Origin of the sequence: Pollutimonas subterranea (assembly GCF_002849655.1) — a bacterium.
GTDB classification, from domain to species: domain Bacteria; phylum Pseudomonadota; class Gammaproteobacteria; order Burkholderiales; family Burkholderiaceae_B; genus Pollutimonas; species Pollutimonas subterranea.
The window spans coordinates 67,362-85,422 of sequence record NZ_PDNW01000012.1 but is presented as its reverse complement, the minus strand read 5'-3'; the positions used below and the strand labels follow the sequence as shown (position 1 = coordinate 85,422).

The following is an 18,061-nucleotide window of genomic DNA, read 5'->3' as shown; positions in this document are numbered from 1 at the left end:
CGAGCTTAACAGTTTAGACGGTGTGTCAACAAGAGCGGCCCTTGAAATCCCTTGTTATGGCCGCACCTATTCTTCATTCGAGCGTAGCAGCTCTCTTTTCATGTGAAATGATTATGCGATTCGACAAATTAACCACAAAATTCCAACAAGCACTCGCCGATGCGCAGAGCTTGGCCGCCAAGCATGACAATCCCTATATCGAACCCGCGCACGTGCTGGCGGCTTTGCTGGCCGATGGCGATAGCGGCGCGGCAAGCCTGCTGGCGCGCGCCGGCGTGGCGGTAAACCGATTGGGGCCGTCTTTGAACACACTTATCGAAAGCTACCCGCAAGTGCAGGGGGCCGAAGGTAATATCCAGGTGAGCCGGGAACTGCAGGCCGTTTTCACACGCACCGACAAAGAGGCATCGAAGCGGGGCGACAGCTATATTGCCAGCGAATTATTCCTTCTGGCGCTAGCCGACGACAAGGGCGAAACAGCGCGTATCCTGAAGGAGGCTGGCCTGCAGCGCAAGGCGCTGGAAACCGCGATTGATGCAGTACGCGGCGGGGCCGCCGTGTCCGATTCCGAGGGTGAATCCAACCGCGAGGCCTTATCCAAATATACGACCGATCTTACCGATCGTGCCCGCCAGGGCAAGCTGGACCCCGTTATCGGGCGCGACGACGAAATTCGCCGTTCAATCCAGATACTGCAACGCCGGACCAAGAATAATCCGGTACTGATCGGTGAGCCTGGTGTGGGCAAGACGGCCATCGTCGAAGGCCTGGCCCAGCGTATCGTCAACAACGAGGTCCCCGAGACGCTTAAGGGCAAGCGTGTGCTGTCGCTGGACATGGCGGCACTGCTTGCGGGTGCCAAGTACCGCGGCGAGTTCGAGGAGCGGTTGAAAGCGGTACTCAAGGAACTGTCTCAGGACGACGGCAAAACCATCGTCTTCATTGATGAATTGCACACCATGGTGGGCGCCGGCAAGGCCGAAGGCGCCATGGACGCCGGCAATATGCTCAAGCCCGCGCTCTCGCGCGGAGAACTGCATTGCATAGGCGCGACCACGCTGGATGAGTACCGCAAGTACATCGAGAAAGACGCCGCGCTGGAACGCCGCTTCCAGAAGGTGCTGGTCAATGAGCCTGATGTCGAGTCCACCATTGCGATCTTGCGCGGTTTGCAGGAGCGTTACGAGTTGCACCACGGGGTGGCCATTACCGACCCCGCCATTGTTGCGGCGGCGGAATTGTCCCATCGCTATATTACCGACCGTTTCCTTCCGGACAAGGCCATCGATCTGATCGACGAGGCCGCCGCACGCATACGCATGGAGATCGACTCCAAGCCCGAAGTCATGGACAAACTCGATCGACGCATCATCCAATTGAAGATCGAGCGCGAGGCCGTGAACAAAGACACGGACGAGGGATCGCAACGGCGCCTCAAGGCCATTGAGGACGAGCTGCTGAAGCTTCAGCGCGAGTACAACGACTACGAAGAAATCTGGAAGGCTGAGAAGGCCGCTGTACAGGGTTCGCAAGCGATCAAAGAGGAAATCGAGCGCGTCCGTTCCGAAATGGCGGAATTGCAGCGCCGGGGCCAGTTCGACAAGCTCGCCGAGCTCCAGTATGGCAAGCTCCCTGAGCTGGAAGGGCGCCTGGAGGCGGCCGAGGCAGGACAACAAGCGGAACGCGATACGGAAAAGCCGCGACTATTGCGCACTCAGGTCGGCGCCGAGGAAATTGCCGAAGTGGTATCACGTTCCACCGGTATTCCCGTTTCGAAGATGCTGCAGGGCGAGCGGGCCAAATTATTGGGGATGGAAGACTTCCTGCACCAGAGGGTAGTCGGGCAGAACGAAGCCGTCAGCCTGGTCGCCGATGCCATCCGCCGTTCGCGTGCGGGCTTGTCCGACCCTGCGCGCCCTTACGGATCCTTCCTGTTTCTTGGACCAACCGGGGTAGGCAAGACCGAGCTGAGCAAGGCGCTGGCCAATTTCATGTTCGACTCCGACGATCACATGGTCCGTATCGACATGAGCGAATTCATGGAAAAGCACTCGGTGTCGCGCCTGGTCGGCGCGCCGCCGGGATATGTAGGGTATGAAGAGGGTGGTTACCTGACTGAGGCAGTACGCCGCAAGCCGTATAGCGTGATATTGCTGGACGAGGTCGAGAAGGCACACCCCGATGTGTTCAATGTGCTTCTACAGGTGCTGGATGACGGCCGTCTGACCGACGGGCAGGGGCGTACGGTTGATTTTCGCAACACCGTCATCATCATGACGTCGAACCTGGGTTCGCAGCATATCCAGAGCATGGCGGGGCAGCCCTATGACGTCATCAAGGAAGTGATCTGGGATGAGCTGAAAACGTCATTCCGGCCGGAGTTCCTTAACCGGATCGACGAGGTTGTGGTTTTCCACGGACTGGAAGCCAAGCACATCGAGGCGATTGCCCGCATACAGGTGCAGCGGCTGGCGCAGCGGTTGGCCCAGCAAGAGATGCGGCTCGAGGTGTCGGACAGCGCACTGGCGCAGTTGGCTCGGGCCGGCTTCGATCCTGTATTCGGTGCACGGCCTTTGAAACGCGCTATTCAGCAGCACATCGAGAATCCTGTTGCACGTCTGATACTGGAAGGGAAGTTCGGGCCCAAGGACGTGGTGCCGGTAGACTGGCAAAACGACAAGTTCGTGTTTTCCAGGACCTTGCAGTAAGCGGCGAGGCGGCCGGCTTTGGCAGAGAGGTGGGGCACCGTATGCCACACCCCTCCCGATGCCCAAGCGGGCCGGTCGGCGGCCCGTGCAGGGCGAGCGCAAGACCTCTTTCTTCCCAACCAAGCCGCAGCAAACCAATGCCAAGCACAGTCCCTCCTGGCACCGGCACAAAAATCATGATGCAGCCGTTGGCGTGGTGGGGGAAGGTAGCGGGACGGTCGGGGCCGAGCGAGCCGATTATGAAGGGAGCGCGAAGGCGCGGACGAATAAGGCGATGCGGGGTCCGGCGCGCAGGGCGGCGGACCAGGCAACGCGGACCGCTACCTTCCCCCACCACGCCAGCGGCGTGTCAAGACTAAAGTGTGTCAAGACTAAAGCGTGTCAAGAGCCACCGCCTGTTTGACGACGGCGCCATCCCCACTTTACTTCTGTGGCAATGCGGGCGGCGGATTCAATTCCAGCTCGTCCTTGCCGTAGAACTTGATGCCGATCTGTATTCGGTCACGGCCTTGGGCGCGGCGATGCCGGTTGGTGTCCCGCAAGGAATATACGCAGCCGCAGTATTCCTGTTGATAGAACTCTTCACGCTTGCTGATTTCTATCATGCGGGCGGATCCGCCGCCCTTGCGCCAGTTGTATGTCCAGTAGACCAGTTCCGGATAGCGGGCCGCGGCCCGTTCGCCGCAACCATTGATCTGGTTCATGTCTTTCCAGCGTGAAATTCCAAGCGAACTGCATATCGTATCGTAGCCATGCTCGTGCGCGTAGAGCGCGGTACGCTCGAACCGCATATCGAAGCAGACCGTGCAACGCTCTCCACGCTCGGGCTCGTCTTCAAGGCCTTTCACGCGCTCGAACCAGTTGTCGCGATCATAGTCGGCATCGATGAACGGTATGTTGTGTTCGGCCGCGAATCGGATGTTCTCGTTTTTTCGAATTTCGTATTCGCGGTCGGGATGGATATTGGGATTGTAGAAATAGATGGCATAGTCGATGCCCGATGCGGTCATTGCTTCCATGACTTCGCCCGAACAGGGCGCACAGCATGAATGCAAGAGGACTTTCTTGCGGTTATCGGGCAGGACGAGCGTTGGGCGTTCAATATCGGTCATGGTCGGAATGCGTGGATACCAGCGTATCGATGGGTGGTGATTTGGCCATTTTAGTCTCCGATCACGGTATTCCAAAGTTCCTGCACGCAATCGCGTTCCTTGATCAGTGTATCCGGCGGCACCCGGGCCTTCTCGGCCCCTTGCAGACGCAAGGCATGTTGCGATTTCCGGAACTCCCTGTAGGCATCGCCCGCCAGTCGTGCGAGATCGTCGGAAATGAGGCCTGCCTCTGCCGCCAGGCGCAATAGCGTGATATTGCCCAGGTTTTCCAACAACACAGGATGCTGCCGTGCATGGCAAAGTACCAAGTACTGGGTGATGAATTCGACATCCACCATGCCGCCGCGATCGTGCTTCACGTCGAAATTGGGTCCGGGATTGGGATGTCCGGCAATGATCTTTTCGCGCATGCCACGCACTTCCGCCTTGAAGGACTGGGGATCGCGCGGTAGCAGCATGACCTCCTGGCGGATGCGGTCGAAGCGCTCGCCGATTTCCGGGTCTCCGGCCACGAATCGCGCCCGCGTAATGGCCTGATGCTCCCAGGCCCAGGCATGTTTGGTCTGGTACTCGGCAAAGGCCTCGACCGATACGGCGAGCAGGCCGGCATCGCCATCAGGGCGCAGACGCAGGTCGATCTCATAAAGCCGGCCCGACGATGTCATGGTGGACAGCCACGACGACATTCGCCTGCCGAGCTTGGCGTAGATCTCGCCGGCTTCGTCGTCGCCCGGGTCATCGTAAAGAAACACCAGGTCGAGGTCGGAGGCGTAGCCGATTTCCTTGCCGCCGAGCTTGCCATACGCAATGATCGCGAATCGTGGGGGTGTCAGGTTCTTGCGACTCTTACGGCCCTGCACCAATGGCCATACGCGGTGGATGGTTTCAGCGAGCAGCGTGTCAGCCAGGGCGGACAGGCGGTCTGCAAGATGTTCGACCGTTACGACGCCTTCCAGGTCCTGGGCAAGTAATTGAAAAGTGATTTGATGCTGCAGATCGCGCATCAAGTTCATTTGCTGTTCGATGTCCGGCTGCCCGTCCGGCAATGTGCAGGCGTCCAGCTCGCTGTGCAGTTGCTTGGCGATCTGTTGAAAGTCAGGCGGTTCCAGCAGAGAATGCCATTCGATCAGGCTGTCCAGCAAGAGAGGGTAGCGGCTCAGATAGTCGGAGGCCCACGGGCTGGCGCTGACGATGCGGGCCACCCGTGCAAGGGTATCGGGATATTCGGCCAGCAGGGCCAGGTATGCGCTGCGCTGTGCGATGTTTTCAACCAGCGTCAAGAGTCGTATGGTCGTTTCCTGAGCCTGTTTCGTCTGGCCCGCGATACTGATGATCGAAGGCAGCAGCGATTCAACCCGTTTTCGGCTGGTTGCCGGCAGGCTGCGGATGCGATGGCTGTCCATCAACGCGTCGACGCGCTGGCAGATCGCCGGCGCCTGCGTGCCCAGATGAAGACGGATATGGTCGGCCAGATTGCTGCAGGGTGCTTCGGCGTGTGTTGGCGATGTGTCGTCGCCGTTGTCATCATCGCCGCCCATGCCGGCCAGGCGAAAGGCGTTACGGAAATTTTGCTCGACGAAGGCACGATGATCGGACAATCGGGTATCGAAGTCCGATAGCGTCATGCCCATGGATCGCGCCAATCCGACGCGCTGGTCTTCGTCGCGGGGGAGCAGGTGGGTCTGCTCGTCTTCCCGATACTGCAGCCGGTGCTCGACCCGTCGCAGAAAACAATAGGCCGCCTCGAGTGTGTCGGCGACTTCGCTGGAAATGACGCCCGCGTCTTTCTGTGCGTGCAGGGCTGACAGTAGCGAACGCTGCTGCAGCGACGGCATGCGGCCGCCGCGTATCAGTTGGTTCAACTGAACGATGAATTCGATTTCGCGTATGCCGCCATCGCCAAGCTTGATGTTATGGATCGTATCGACGCCTGTGCGCGCCAACGCACGGCGTTGCCAGTCCTGGCGTATCCGTTCGCGCAAGCCTCGTAATGCAGCCAGCGCGTCGAAATCGAAGTACTTGCGGTAGACGAAAGGAGTGCGCAGGGATTCCAGCTGCTCCAGCTGCCCGGTTGGGTCGCTGTCGGGAAATGCCTTGCAAGGAATGACACGGCTTTTCAGCCAGGCGTACCGCTCCCATTCGCGGCCCTGCGTCACCAGATAGTTCTCCAGGGCGTCCAGGCTCCAGGCCAGCGGACCCGAGTCGCCGTCCGGACGCAGGCGCAGGTCGGTACGGAACACTTGCCCGTCGGCATCCAGCTCCGACAGCACCGGCATCATGCGTTGCGTGACGCGTCCATAGAATTCGTGATGGCTGAGTTTTCGCCTGCCGTTGGTTTCGCCTTCCTCTCCGTACAGCATGATGAGGTCTATGTCGGACGACACATTGAGCTCCTCGCCGCCCAGTTTCCCCATGCCGAGGATCAGCAATTCCTGCGGGCGGCCCGTGTGCGGATCCAGCGGCACGCCATGGACTTCGGCCAGGCTGCCCGCGATGCTTTTATAGGCTTCGGCCACGGCCAGGTCGGCCAGGGCGGACATGGCCGTCACCACCTCATGAAGGCCGGCGGAACCGTTGATATCGCGCACCATGGCGGTGAAGAACACGCGTTCGCGCAGCTGGCGCAACACGCGGCGTATTTCCGGCGGGGCAAGTGCAGTGTCCCCGACGCCCGGCCGTAGTTCGTCGAACCAGGCATGGATAAGGACCGGCGTGACAGGCTGTTCGATCGCGCTGATCAGCCATTGCTCAAACGTGCCGTTGGCGCCCAGCTTGCGACGCAGCGCGCCGGACCATTGCAGGGCTGGCTCTAATATAATGGCGAGTGACATAAAGTTTGGAAGAAAGGGTGATGCTGGAAAAAACAGCGAGACGAAAACCGTGAAAGCGGGTACAAGATACTGCAAATAATACTGTTCTGGCTAATTCTCAATCGGTGCTACGAATCGCTTCCTCACTCTTCACATTACTCGCCAGGATAGTACTCCTCATTTATTTTGTAGCGGGAGGCCTGTTTCTGGGCGTCAGGTACTGGCTGCTGCCCAATATTGATCAATGGCGGCCACAAATAGCGCAGCAACTGTCTTCCACCTTGAATGTCACGGTGAGCCTGGGCCGGATCAGTGCCGACTGGAGCGGCCTGCGCCCGCGGTTTGCGGTGTCCGACGTTACATTGACCGACAGGCGTCAACGCAAGGTGCTTGACCTGCCGCATGTGCAGGCGGAACTGAGCTGGCGCAGCCTGGCCATGTTGACGCCTCAGTTTTCCCATATCGAAGCCAGCGGTGTCGATCTCAGTGTGCGGCGCGACCGTTTTGAGCGGTTCTGGGTCATGGGGCGATCGTTCGAGCCAAGCGCCCTGGAACAGCACGATACCGGCGTGAGCGACGAAGTGATGGGCTGGCTGGCGACACAGCGCGAGCTTGTGTTGCGCGATTCCACGTTGCGCTGGCTGGATGAAACGCGTACGAAGATGCCCCTGGTATTCAGCGGCATGACACTGGTCGTGCAGAATCGCGGTACTGACCATCGTTTTTCACTGAGTGCCGTTCTTCCGTCGGAACTGGGGCGTTCGTTGGACCTGCGTGGCGAATTCAAGCAATTGGCCTCCGCGGAAGGGCAGGCCTTCTCGCTGCGAAATAGCGCGGGGCAGCTGTATGCCCATGTGGACAGGATGAGTCCGTTAGGGTGGAGCACCTGGATCGATACTCCCCGGCAACTTTTGTCGGGCGAAGTGTCGGCAAAGGGATGGGTGGAACTGAATGCCGGCAAGATTGAACATTACACATCGGATATGACGGCCTGGAAGGGTCGGTGGGGGCTCAACGATCTCCATGATGGCGCCCACATCGAGGCCGAATCCCTCCGTCTCTATCTGGCAGGCGCGTGGAGCGGCTTCCAGCATGTATTTCCATCGCTTGCCAAGGTTGACGTCGGCGGTCAGCCCGCACCCAGGCCAGCGGGCCCGGCCTTGCCCGGTACGCCGATAGAATTCCGCCTGAGTGCCAGCGGCGTCGGCCTCCTGGCGCCGGACATGTTCGGGCATCCGATGCGTTTTGACGAGTTCGATGCAAAAGGCAGTGCCCGGACCACCCTGGATTCATTCCTGCGGCTGGAGGTCGAGCGCATAAACCTGTCCAATCGCGATATACAAGGCAGCCTGGCCGGCAGTTGGCAAGAGGGCGGGTCCGGCCCTGCCGGACTGATCGACGTCTATGGCCGCTTTCCTCGCGCGCTTATCGCCTCGATTGACGAATACCTGCCGAATGTGGTCAGCCAGGAGGCGCGCGACTGGATGGCCACCGGCTTGCTGGATGGCCAGATCAACAACGCGTCCCTGACGCTCAATGGCGATCTCGCGCACTTTCCGTTTGCGGACGACCCGTCCAAGGGCGCTTTCCGTGTAGCGGGCCTGTTCTCCGGAGGTGTGATCGACTATCTGCCTGCGCAGGGCAAATCGCTGGGCTGGCCCCGCATCACCGATATGCATGGCAGGGTGGCGCTGAGTCGCGCCGATTTGCGCTTGGTGGCCGACGGGGCATTGATGCATCCGGACTCACGCCTTCCTATACAGCTGAGCTCCGTTACCGCCCATATTCCCGACCTCGACGGTGATTCCATCCTAGCCATACAGGGCGCTACGAAGGGCAAGGCAGAAACCTACCTGGCGCTGATGACGCATACCCCGTTGGGGGAACTGCTGGATGAGGAATTGAACGCAGCAACGGGCGATGGCGAATGGGAGGTTCCGTTGATCCTGAGCATTCCCCTGACTCATAGCCGCGATACGACCGTACAGGGCGCAATCCGGTTTTCAGGCAATAGCGTGCGCCTCTCGCCCGCCATACCGCCGTTTACACAGGTGTCCGGCACTCTGAACTTCACCGATACCGGAATCAGTTCAAACGGAATCAAGGCCGCGTTCTTGGGAGGCCCCGTATCGCTGAGCGGTGGGGTAGGGGGGGCATTGAAGGGCTTGCAGATGCAGGGTCAAATGAGTGCCGCCGCGTTGACGAACTTTGTGGGTGTGGAGGGAATGAAACGCCTGCATGGGACAGTGGCGTATAAAGCCTTTCTGCGCCGTCCCGACCGCCAGCCTTTGTCCTTCACGATAGATTCGGATTTATCGGGCCTGTCGCTTGACCTGCCGCCTCCCCTGGGAAAGACCGCAGCCCAGCCGTTACCCTTGCGCGTAGATTGGCGCCCACACAGCGATGGCAAGAGCATGGCGCTGGGGATTTCGCTGGGGAAAAACATGAACGCCACGCTACTGCATGACGAAAGAACGGATACGGGCGCATATTTTTATTCCGCTGCGCTTGGCGTGGATCGGAATCCGGAGCTGCCACAGGCTGGCGTGAGTGTCGATATTCGCTACCCATCGGTCGATGTCGATGTATGGGACCGGGTGGTTACCGAGTTCTCCATACCGTTGCCGGAGACGAAACAGCAGCAGAAGCGCCCCTTGTTGCCGGAACTGCGCCAATTGCGTTTGCAGACCGAAAAAGCCCGCGCACTGGGGCTGGTGCTTGATGAGTTGACCTTTACCGCCCGCCGTCCCGCTGTCGCACAGTGGCGCGTGGACATCAGTTCGTCGCAAACGGCCGGCACCTTGTTTTGGCGTGAAGCCCATCGCCGAATTGCCGGCCGTATTGATGCCCATTTCGACCGCTTGGCGCTTGGGAGCGAGGATACGCATGGCGCTTCCAAGGGCAATGAGCATGATGAGCCCGGCTATCAGATCAGCGACGACCTGGACATCCCTGGCGTAAATTTGTATGTGAAGAGTCTTCGCCTGTACGGTCGTGATGCCGGTGAGCTGTCTGTCGTCGGGGTCAATCAGGCTCGTGGACGATTATGGCAGCTAGAGCAGCTGAAGCTGACCGGTCCGGGCGCGACCTTGACGGGTTCCGGAACGTGGCGGCTCAGTGGCAAGGATCGCGGATTGGCGTTGAATGCCGAGGCGCAGTTCAGCGACCTGGGCAAGTACTTGAAGCACGCCGGTTTCGGGGAAATCATGAAAGGCGGGGGCGGCAAAGCCGTCGGCCAGTTCGAATGGCGCAATATGCCGTGGGATGTGAGCAAGGCCGACCTCAGCGGCAAGGTCGACGTCGACCTGGAAAAAGGGCGTTTCAGCAATGTGAATTCGCGCTCGTCGCGCCTGCTGGAATTGCTGTCCCTGCAGTCGCTGCACAGGTTGGCGCGCATGGACGTGAGCCCAGCGGGGTTAATCAAAGAGGGGTTTCCGTATGACAGGCTTCGCGGCACCTTGCTGCTCGATGACGGCGTCATGAACACCGATGACTACAGGGTGGTGGGTCCCGTGGGCACCATTGTGATTGCCGGCGACGTCAATTTGATCAGTGAACAGCTGGATCTGGAGGCAGTGGTCGTCCCCAACCTGGATGTCAGTGGGGCGGCTATTGCCGCCGGCATCGCCATTAACCCGATAGTAGGGATTGGTGCTTTCCTGACGCAATGGCTCTTGCAAGCGCCTCTGGCCAAGGCTATGACGGTCCAATACCATATCGATGGCGACTGGGATGATCCCAGGATCAGCGATGCCGTCGTGCCAGCCAATCACTCTACCGAGCCCAAGGGCAACAAAGAGTCCGAGCTGGTCCCGCACTGAAGCAATGGACACGGAAAGCAATAATGCCGCGCTGCGCAGCCTGTGAAGGCTGCCGCAGCGCGGCATTATTTACTTGTCAGTTTCTTAACAAACGCCTTGATGCAGCATTGCATCGGCCACTTTCACGAAGCCCGCAATATTGGCGCCGTTAACGTAGTTGACCGTCTTAGCGCCGGAGCACGTACCGTGCTGTACGCAGTTCTCATGAATGTTCCGCATGATGGCGTGCAGCTTGTTGTCAACCTGTTCGCGCGTCCAATGCAGGCGCTGCGAGTTCTGGCTCATTTCAAGACCCGATACCGCTACGCCGCCCGCATTGCTGGCTTTGCCGGGTGCATACAGGATGTTGGCACCAATAAATGCATCGACGGCATCAAGGCTGGTCGGCATGTTGGCGCCTTCGGCGACGCAGCGCACGCCATTCTTGATAAGCATTTTCGCATCGTCGATTTCAAGCTCGTTTTGCGTCGCGCAAGGTAGAGCGACGTCGACCGGCACGTGCCAAGGCCTCTTGCCTGCCTCATAGACCAGGTTGAACTGTTTCGCGTAGTCTTCGACCCGTCCGCGATGCTTGGTTTTGAGTTCGATAAGCGCGGCCAGCTTTTCTGGCGTGAAGCCTGCCTTGTCGATCACTACGCCATGCGAGTCGCTGACCGTGATGACCTTGGCACCCAACTGCATGCATTTTTCGATTGCGTATTGGGCGACGTTCCCGGAGCCCGATACGGATACGGTAAACCCTTCAATCGATTGACGCGCATGCTTGAGCATTTCTTCGGCAAAATAGACCGTGCCGTATCCGGTGGCCTCCGGACGAATGAGGCTACCGCCAAAGCTCAAGCCCTTGCCCGTAAAAACCGAAGCCGCTGAGTTGGACAGCTTTTTCATCATGCCGGCCATGAAACCGACTTCGCGGGCTCCTACGCCAATATCCCCGGCGGGAACGTCGGTGTCGGGACCCAGGTGCCGATACAGCTCGACGATGAGCGCCTGGCAGAAGCGCATGACCTCGCCATCGGACTTGCCTTTGGGGTCGAAGTCGGAGCCGCCTTTTCCGCCGCCCATGGGCAGTGTGGTCAGGGCATTCTTGAACGTCTGCTCGAAGGCCAGGAACTTAAGGATGGACAGGTTCACCGATGGGTGGAACCGCATGCCGCCCTTGTAGGGACCTATGCTGGAACTGTGCTGTATGCGGAAGCCGCGGTTGATCTGTACCTTGCCTTGATCGTCCACCCATGATATGCGGAACTGGATGACGCGTTCCGGTTCGACCAGGCGTTCCAGGATGCCATGTTTGGCGTAATGGGGATTCTGCTCAATAAACGGCCAAAGGCTGTTCATGACTTCTTTGACAGCCTGCATGAACTCCGGTTGATTCGGATCGCGGGCGTGTATCTGGGCGAGAAACTGGTCGAGTGTGGGTAGAGTCATCGTTTTTATTTCTTCATCATGTCGAAAAATTCGGAATTGGTCTTGGTCGCGCGAATTTTATCCAGTATGAATTCCATCGCCTGGAGTTCGTCCATGTCGTGGATGAACTTGCGCAACACCCAGATTTTCTGCAGAAGTTCTGGTTTGATCAAGAGTTCTTCACGACGCGTACCGGACTTGTTCAGGTTGATGGCCGGATAGACGCGTTTTTCGGCCAGGCGGCGTTCCAGATGAACTTCGGAATTGCCGGTGCCCTTGAATTCTTCGTAGATGACTTCATCCATGCGGCTGCCTGTTTCGACCAGGGCTGTGCCGATGATGGTAAGCGAGCCGCCTTCTTCAACGTTGCGGGCAGCCCCGAAAAACCGTTTGGGGCGCTGCAGTGCGTTGGCGTCCACACCGCCGGTAAGGACTTTGCCGGACGCAGGAACCACGGTGTTGTAGGCGCGTGCCAAGCGTGTAATGGAATCAAGCAGGATGACGACGTCTTTCTTGAGTTCGACCAGGCGCTTGGCTTTTTCAATGACCATTTCGGCCACTTGCACGTGGCGGGTAGCCGGCTCGTCGAACGTGGATGCCACGACTTCACCCCGTACGGTGCGCTGCATCTCGGTGACTTCTTCCGGGCGTTCATCGACCAGCAGCACGATCATGACCGCGTCAGGATAGTTGGTGCTGATGGCGTGGGCCATGTGCTGCATGATGACCGTTTTACCGGATTTGGGGCTGGCTACGATGAGGGCGCGCTGACCTTTGCCGATCGGGGCAAAGATATCCATGATGCGGCCGGTCACGTTCTCTTCGCTTTTGATGTCGCGTTCAAGAGTCATGACTTCGTCTGGATGCAGCGGCGTGAGATTCTCAAACATGATGCGATGCTTGATGGCCTCGGGCTGCATGCCATTGACTTTGTCGACCTTGACCAATGCGAAATAGCGTTCGCCGTCTTTGGGAGTACGAACTTCGCCCTCGATGGAGTCACCGGTGTGCAGATTGAAGCGACGGATCTGTGACGGCGAAATGTAGATATCGTCGGTGCTGGCCAGGTAGGAGGTTTCAGGCGAGCGCAGGAAGCCAAAGCCGTCAGGCAGGACTTCAAGAACGCCGTCGCCAAAAATCTGTTCGCCTTGCTTGGCATGCCGCTTCATGATGGCAAACATCAGTTCTTGTTTGCGCAGCCGGCTGGCATTGTCTATGTCAAGGGCGGCGGCCATTTCGAGAAGCTTCGAAACGTGCTGTGCTTTTAATTCGGTGAGATGCATGTGTGGAAAGAGGGGGTATTTGCAAAGTAGTGGCGAGCCTAGAGCAGGCTCGCGCGAAAACGACCTTTTACAGGGATTCGTCTAGGAAGGTATTGAGTTGTGACTTGGACAGTGCGCCAACTTTGGTGGCGGCAGGCTTGCCGTCTTTGAAGAGCATGAGGGTCGGGATTCCGCGAATGCCGAACTTGGCAGCTGTTTCGGGGTTTTCGTCGACATCGACTTTGGCTATGATAACACGCCCCTCGTACTGACCAGCGGCCTCTTCGAGCAGCGGGGCGATCATTTTGCAGGGCCCGCACCATGCAGCCCAGTAGTCGACCAGGACGGGTACGTCGGAGTTCAGGACGTCATTCTCGAAAGACGCGTCGCTCACGTGTTTGATAGATTCGCTCATGATAGGAAAACTAAGAAGATGATAGTGACTTGAATTTGCTGCCGGGAGACAAGACAGCAAGACCATGTATTCTAATAAGTGCAAACGGCGCCTGGCGCCCGTTTTTTTACAAGCATACCACCGACAGCCGGGCTGCGCACAAGACGTTACCTCCATGGCGGTACGAGGCGCATCGGCTGCAATAAAGCGCATACTCCGTAAAATACCGTAATTACTACCGAAAATTCGAGAAAAAATTGGCTACACCACGCTACGACGAAGCATCCATCCGAGTCCTGAAAGGGCTGGAGCCTGTGCGGCAACGCCCGGGCATGTATACACGTACCGACAACCCCCTGCACATTATCCAGGAGGTCATCGATAATGCCGCAGACGAAGCCCTGGCCGGTTTCGTCCAGCAGATAAAGGTGACCCTGCACGCCGATGCGAGTGTGACCGTCGAGGATGACGGCCGCGGGATTCCGGTGGGACTGCACCCCGAAGAGCACGCTCCCGTGGTCGAATTGGTGTTTACGCGACTCCATGCCGGCGGCAAGTTCGACAAGAAAGACGGTGGTGCCTACGCGTTTTCCGGCGGCCTGCATGGCGTCGGGGTTTCAGTCACCAATGCTCTGTCCACGCGACTGGAAGTACGCGTGTGGCGTGACGGCAAGACACATGAACTGGTATTTGCCAATGGCGATGTCATCAAGCCTTTGGAACAGCTCGATCCGGTCGGGCGCAAGAAAACCGGCACGCGGGTGCGGGTCTGGCCCGATCCGAAGTATTTTGACTCGGCCGCCATACCTATGGCCGAGCTTGTGCATGTGTTGCGCAGCAAGGCTGTGCTGCTGAATGGCATCAAGGTTACGCTGACTATAGAAAAAACCGGCGAAACCCGCGAATGGCAGTATGAAGAGGGCTTGCGGGGCTATTTGGAAGAGGCCTTGGGCGATGCCGAGAGAATCATACCGGTCTTCGAGGGCAAGCAATATGCCGCCGATGATGATGATTCCTTTGCTCCGGGCGAAGGCGCGCACTGGGTGGTCGTGTGGACGGCTGACGGCGCGGTGGTACGGGAATCCTACGTGAACCTCATATCGACCACGGCCGGCGGTACCCACGAAGCCGGGCTGCGCGACGGCTTGTTCAATGCCGTCAAGTCGTTTGCCGAGCTGCACAGCCTGGTGCCCAAGGGTGTCAAGTTATTGCCCGAAGACGTCTTTGCGCGGGCCAGTTTCGTCTTGTCCGCCAAGGTCCTCGATCCACAGTTCCAGGGACAGATCAAAGAACGGCTGAATAGCCGGGATGCCGTACGGCTAGTCAGCGGATTCTCCCGGAATGCGCTGGATCTCTGGCTGCATGCCCATGTCGAATACGGCAAGAAGCTGGCCGAGAGCGCCATACGGCAGGCGCAGGCACGCGCCAAGTCGGCGCAGAAGGTCGAGAAGCGGAAAAGCTCCGGTGTGGCGGTATTGCCTGGCAAGTTGACGGATTGCGAATCCAACGATATTTCCCGAACCGAGGTTTTCCTGGTCGAAGGGGATTCGGCCGGCGGTTCGGCAAAAATGGGACGCGACAAGGGATTCCAGGCTGTCTTGCCACTGCGCGGCAAGGTTTTGAATTCCTGGGAGGTCGACCGCGACCGGTTGTTCGCCAATAACGAGATTCACGATATTGCGGTGGCCATTGGCGTGGATCCCCACGGGCCCGACGACAAGGCCGATCTTTCGGGCCTGCGCTATGGGCGCGTCTGCATTTTGTCGGATGCCGACGTGGACGGCTCGCATATCCAGGTGCTGTTGCTGACGCTGTTTTTCCGGCATTTCCCCAAGCTGGTTGAAGCCGGACATGTCTATGTCGCACGCCCCCCATTGTTCCGCCTGGACGTACCTGCTGCCGGCAAGCGACCTGCCCGCAAGGTGTACTGCCTGGACCAGGGCGAACTCGATGCGGCGCAGGACAAGCTTCGCAAGGAAGGCATACGCGAGGCATCGTGGAGCATCAGCCGTTTCAAGGGCCTGGGCGAAATGAGCGCGGAACAGCTATGGGACACGACCATGAACCCGGACACCCGGCGGCTTACGCCCGTGGCGTACGGCGACCTGGGGCTCGCGGCGACGACGCAAATGTTCGACATGCTGATGGGCAAGGGCGAATCGGCGCAACGGCGCATCTGGCTCGAGCAGAAAGGCAATCTGGCCGAAGTCGACGTTTAAATCCACACAGAGATGACAATGGATAGTATACAAACAGGCTTGTTCGATGAAGCACCGAACGGCGACAGTATTACGCTCGCGCATTATGCCGAGCAGGCTTACCTGGATTACGCGGTTTCGGTGGTTCGCGGGCGGGCATTGCCCGATCTGACCGATGGCCAAAAGCCGGTCCAACGCCGCATCCTTTATTCCATGCAGGCCATGGGCCTGACGTCCGGGGCCAAGCCTGTCAAGTCCGCCCGTGTCGTCGGCGATGTGCTGGGTAAGTATCACCCTCACGGGGATCAGGCGGCCTACGATGCCATGGTGCGAATGGCGCAGGACTTCATGTTGCGCTACCCCCTGGTGGATGGCCAGGGTAATTTTGGCTCGCGCGACGGCGATAATGCCGCGGCCATGCGGTATACCGAAGCCCGGCTTACCCCTTTTGCCCGCGTGCTGCTCGACGAGCTCGATGAAGGGACCGTTGATTTCGCACCGAATTACGATGGCAGCCAGAAAGAGCCTATGCTGCTGCCCGCCCGGCTGCCTGTCATGTTGCTCAATGGCGCTTCGGGCATTGCGGTGGGTATGGCCACAGAGATTCCTGCGCATAATCTTCGAGAGATCGCCAGCGCGTGCGTGACCCTCATCAAGAACCCCAAGCTTTCCGATGAAGAGTTCTATGCCCTGGTGCCCGGGCCGGACTTTGCCGGAGGCGGACAGATCATTTCTTCGCCGGCCGATATCGCGCATATCTACAGCGTGGGACGAGGCTCGATCAAGGCCCGTGCACGCTGGCAGTTCGAGGAGCTTGCCCGAGGGCAATGGCAATTGGTGATTACCGAGCTGCCGCCCGGCACCTCGTCGCAGAAGATCCTGGAAGAAATCGAAGACAGGACCAACCCGAAGATCAAGGCCGGCAAGAAAAGCCTGAGTAACGATCAGCAGCAGACCAAGGCCCTGATTCTGGGCTTGCTGGACACGGTGCGCGACGAATCCGGCAAACAGGCTTCCATACGCCTGGTTTTCGAGCCGAAAAGCAGTCGCGTGGATCGTAATGAATTCGTCAACACTCTGCTTGCACAGACCAGCATGGAGACGGGTGTCTCCATCAACCTGGTTTGTATCGGCACCGATGGACGGCCTGGCCAGCGTTCCCTGCGCCAGGTCCTGACCGACTGGCTGGGCTTTCGCGCGCATACCATTACGCGCCGCACCCAGTTCCGATTGGATAAAGTCACCGACCGGATTCATGTGCTGGAAGGCCGGATGGTGGTCTACCTGAACGTGGACGAGGTAATCCAGACCATACGCGAATCCGATGATCCTCGCGCCGCACTGATGCAGCGCTTTGATTTATCCGAGCGCCAGGCTGAAGACATTCTTGAAATGCGGCTGCGCCAACTGGCGCGACTGGAAGGCTTCAAGATAGAGAAGGAATTGGCCGCACAGAAGGAACAGCAGGCCGCACTCCAGGAGTTGCTGGATAATCCCAATGCGTTCAAGCGCCTGATGATCAAGGAAATCGAAGCCGACGCGAAAACGTATGGCGATGACCGCCGCACACTCATCGAAACCGCGGAACGCGCAGTGCTCGAGAATCGGGTTGTCGAGGAACCGGTAACCGTTATTATTTCGCAGCGCGGCTGGCTGCGTACCCGCCAGGGACATGGCCACGATGCAGGGCAGTTCAGCTTCAAGGCGGGCGACGGCCTTTACGATGCCATCGAATGCCGCAGCACCGATGACCTCATTGCTTTCTCGACCAGTGGCCGCGTCTACACCGTGGCCGTGGCCGGCCTGCCTTCAGCACGTGGCGATGGCCAGCCCGTTACGACCATGATAGACATGGAGCCGGGCACCCGGATTACGCACATGGTCGCGGGCCCGCCAACCCAGCGCTATGTGCTGGGTACACAAGCCGGCTATGGCTTCATGACGACGCTCAAGGACCTTGCGTCGCGCCAGCGGGCAGGCAAGCAATTCGTCACGCTGGAAAAGGACGACGTTCTATTGAAGCCCATGGCGCTGCGTGCCACGGATCAATATATTGCCATGCTGTCCAGGAAAGGGCGCTTTCTGGTCGTTGATCTGGCCGAACTCAAATCCCTGTCGGGCGGTGGGCGGGGTACCATTCTGATGGGCCTGGATGCAGGTGATATCCTGGCCCAATGGGTACCCGGAGGCGCGGCTGGCATATTGGCCAGCGGGGTGTACCGCAACAAGGAAACGGTGCTGGAACTCGATACGGCCGCCTTGGAAGAATATGTGGGAAAACGCGCCCGCAAGGGCAAGGCCTTGTCGATAAAGGTCAAGCAGCCCTCACTGTCGCCGGTGTAACAC

Annotated in this window: 9 protein-coding genes; 4 read left to right on the top strand and 5 right to left on the bottom strand. The window is 58.9% G+C overall.

Going from position 1 to position 18,061, the window contains the following annotated elements; genetic code table 11:
* Positions 1-113: 113 nt before the first annotated feature.
* Entirely contained in the window at positions 114-2,708 is a 2,595-nt protein-coding gene (gene clpB, locus CR159_RS14290; RefSeq protein WP_102074636.1) for an ATP-dependent chaperone ClpB, read from the top strand.
* A gap of 422 nt (positions 2,709-3,130) precedes the next feature.
* Here the strand turns inward: clpB and CR159_RS14280 are convergent, their stop codons facing one another.
* Together CR159_RS14280 and glnE are read right to left on the bottom strand one after the other, a co-directional pair.
* Positions 3,131-3,820 carry an epoxyqueuosine reductase QueH gene (locus CR159_RS14280; protein ID WP_102074634.1) on the bottom strand — a complete coding sequence of 230 codons (690 nt, stop codon included), beginning with the start codon at positions 3,818-3,820 and terminating at the stop codon, positions 3,131-3,133.
* 50 nt (positions 3,821-3,870) lie between these two features.
* A complete protein-coding gene (glnE, locus tag CR159_RS14275) occupies positions 3,871-6,651 on the bottom strand; it encodes a bifunctional [glutamate--ammonia ligase]-adenylyl-L-tyrosine phosphorylase/[glutamate--ammonia-ligase] adenylyltransferase (protein ID WP_102074706.1) in 2,781 nt (926 codons plus the stop codon).
* Positions 6,652-6,755: 104 nt separating this feature from the next.
* Here glnE and CR159_RS14270 point away from each other — a divergent pair, with 104 nt between their 5' ends.
* Positions 6,756-10,451, top strand: a complete 3,696-nt coding sequence (locus CR159_RS14270) for a YhdP family protein (RefSeq protein WP_102074633.1) — start codon at positions 6,756-6,758, stop codon at positions 10,449-10,451.
* A gap of 84 nt (positions 10,452-10,535) precedes the next feature.
* Here CR159_RS14270 and gdhA read toward each other — a convergent pair whose 3' ends face one another.
* From gdhA to trxA, 3 genes are all read right to left on the bottom strand, one after another.
* Positions 10,536-11,882 carry an NADP-specific glutamate dehydrogenase gene (gdhA, locus tag CR159_RS14265; protein ID WP_102074632.1) on the bottom strand — a complete coding sequence of 449 codons (1,347 nt, stop codon included), beginning with the start codon at positions 11,880-11,882 and terminating at the stop codon, positions 10,536-10,538.
* 5 nt (positions 11,883-11,887) lie between these two features.
* A complete protein-coding gene (gene rho / locus CR159_RS14260) occupies positions 11,888-13,144 on the bottom strand; it encodes a transcription termination factor Rho (RefSeq protein WP_102074631.1) in 1,257 nt (418 codons plus the stop codon).
* A gap of 67 nt (positions 13,145-13,211) precedes the next feature.
* Positions 13,212-13,538 (bottom strand): thioredoxin TrxA, encoded by a 327-nt coding sequence (gene trxA / locus CR159_RS14255; RefSeq protein WP_102069155.1) that lies wholly within the window; start codon positions 13,536-13,538, stop codon positions 13,212-13,214.
* A 236-nt stretch (positions 13,539-13,774) separates the two neighbouring features.
* On the opposite strand from trxA, the gene CR159_RS14250 reads away from it, so the two are divergent.
* Positions 13,775-15,736, top strand: a complete 1,962-nt coding sequence (locus CR159_RS14250; protein WP_102074630.1) for a DNA topoisomerase IV subunit B — start codon at positions 13,775-13,777, stop codon at positions 15,734-15,736.
* Between the two features lie 18 nt (positions 15,737-15,754).
* Complete coding sequence (gene parC / locus CR159_RS14245) at positions 15,755-18,058, top strand: DNA topoisomerase IV subunit A (protein WP_439650543.1); 2,304 nt, start codon at positions 15,755-15,757, stop codon at positions 18,056-18,058.
* Positions 18,059-18,061 lie beyond the last annotated feature (3 nt).

What these genes read in the sequence shown, in the direction of transcription:
- clpB (WP_102074636.1), top strand. Translation starts at nt 114, where the DNA reads ATGCGATTCGACAAATTAACCACAAAATTCCAACAAGCACTCGCCGAT.
- CR159_RS14280 (WP_102074634.1), bottom strand. Translation starts at nt 3,820, where the DNA reads ATGACCGATATTGAACGCCCAACGCTCGTCCTGCCCGATAACCGCAAG.
- glnE (WP_102074706.1), bottom strand. Translation starts at nt 6,651, where the DNA reads ATGTCACTCGCCATTATATTAGAGCCAGCCCTGCAATGGTCCGGCGCG.
- gdhA (WP_102074632.1), bottom strand. Translation starts at nt 11,882, where the DNA reads ATGACTCTACCCACACTCGACCAGTTTCTCGCCCAGATACACGCCCGC.
- rho (WP_102074631.1), bottom strand. Translation starts at nt 13,144, where the DNA reads ATGCATCTCACCGAATTAAAAGCACAGCACGTTTCGAAGCTTCTCGAA.
- trxA (WP_102069155.1), bottom strand. Translation starts at nt 13,538, where the DNA reads ATGAGCGAATCTATCAAACACGTGAGCGACGCGTCTTTCGAGAATGAC.
- parC (WP_439650543.1), top strand. Translation starts at nt 15,755, where the DNA reads ATGGATAGTATACAAACAGGCTTGTTCGATGAAGCACCGAACGGCGAC.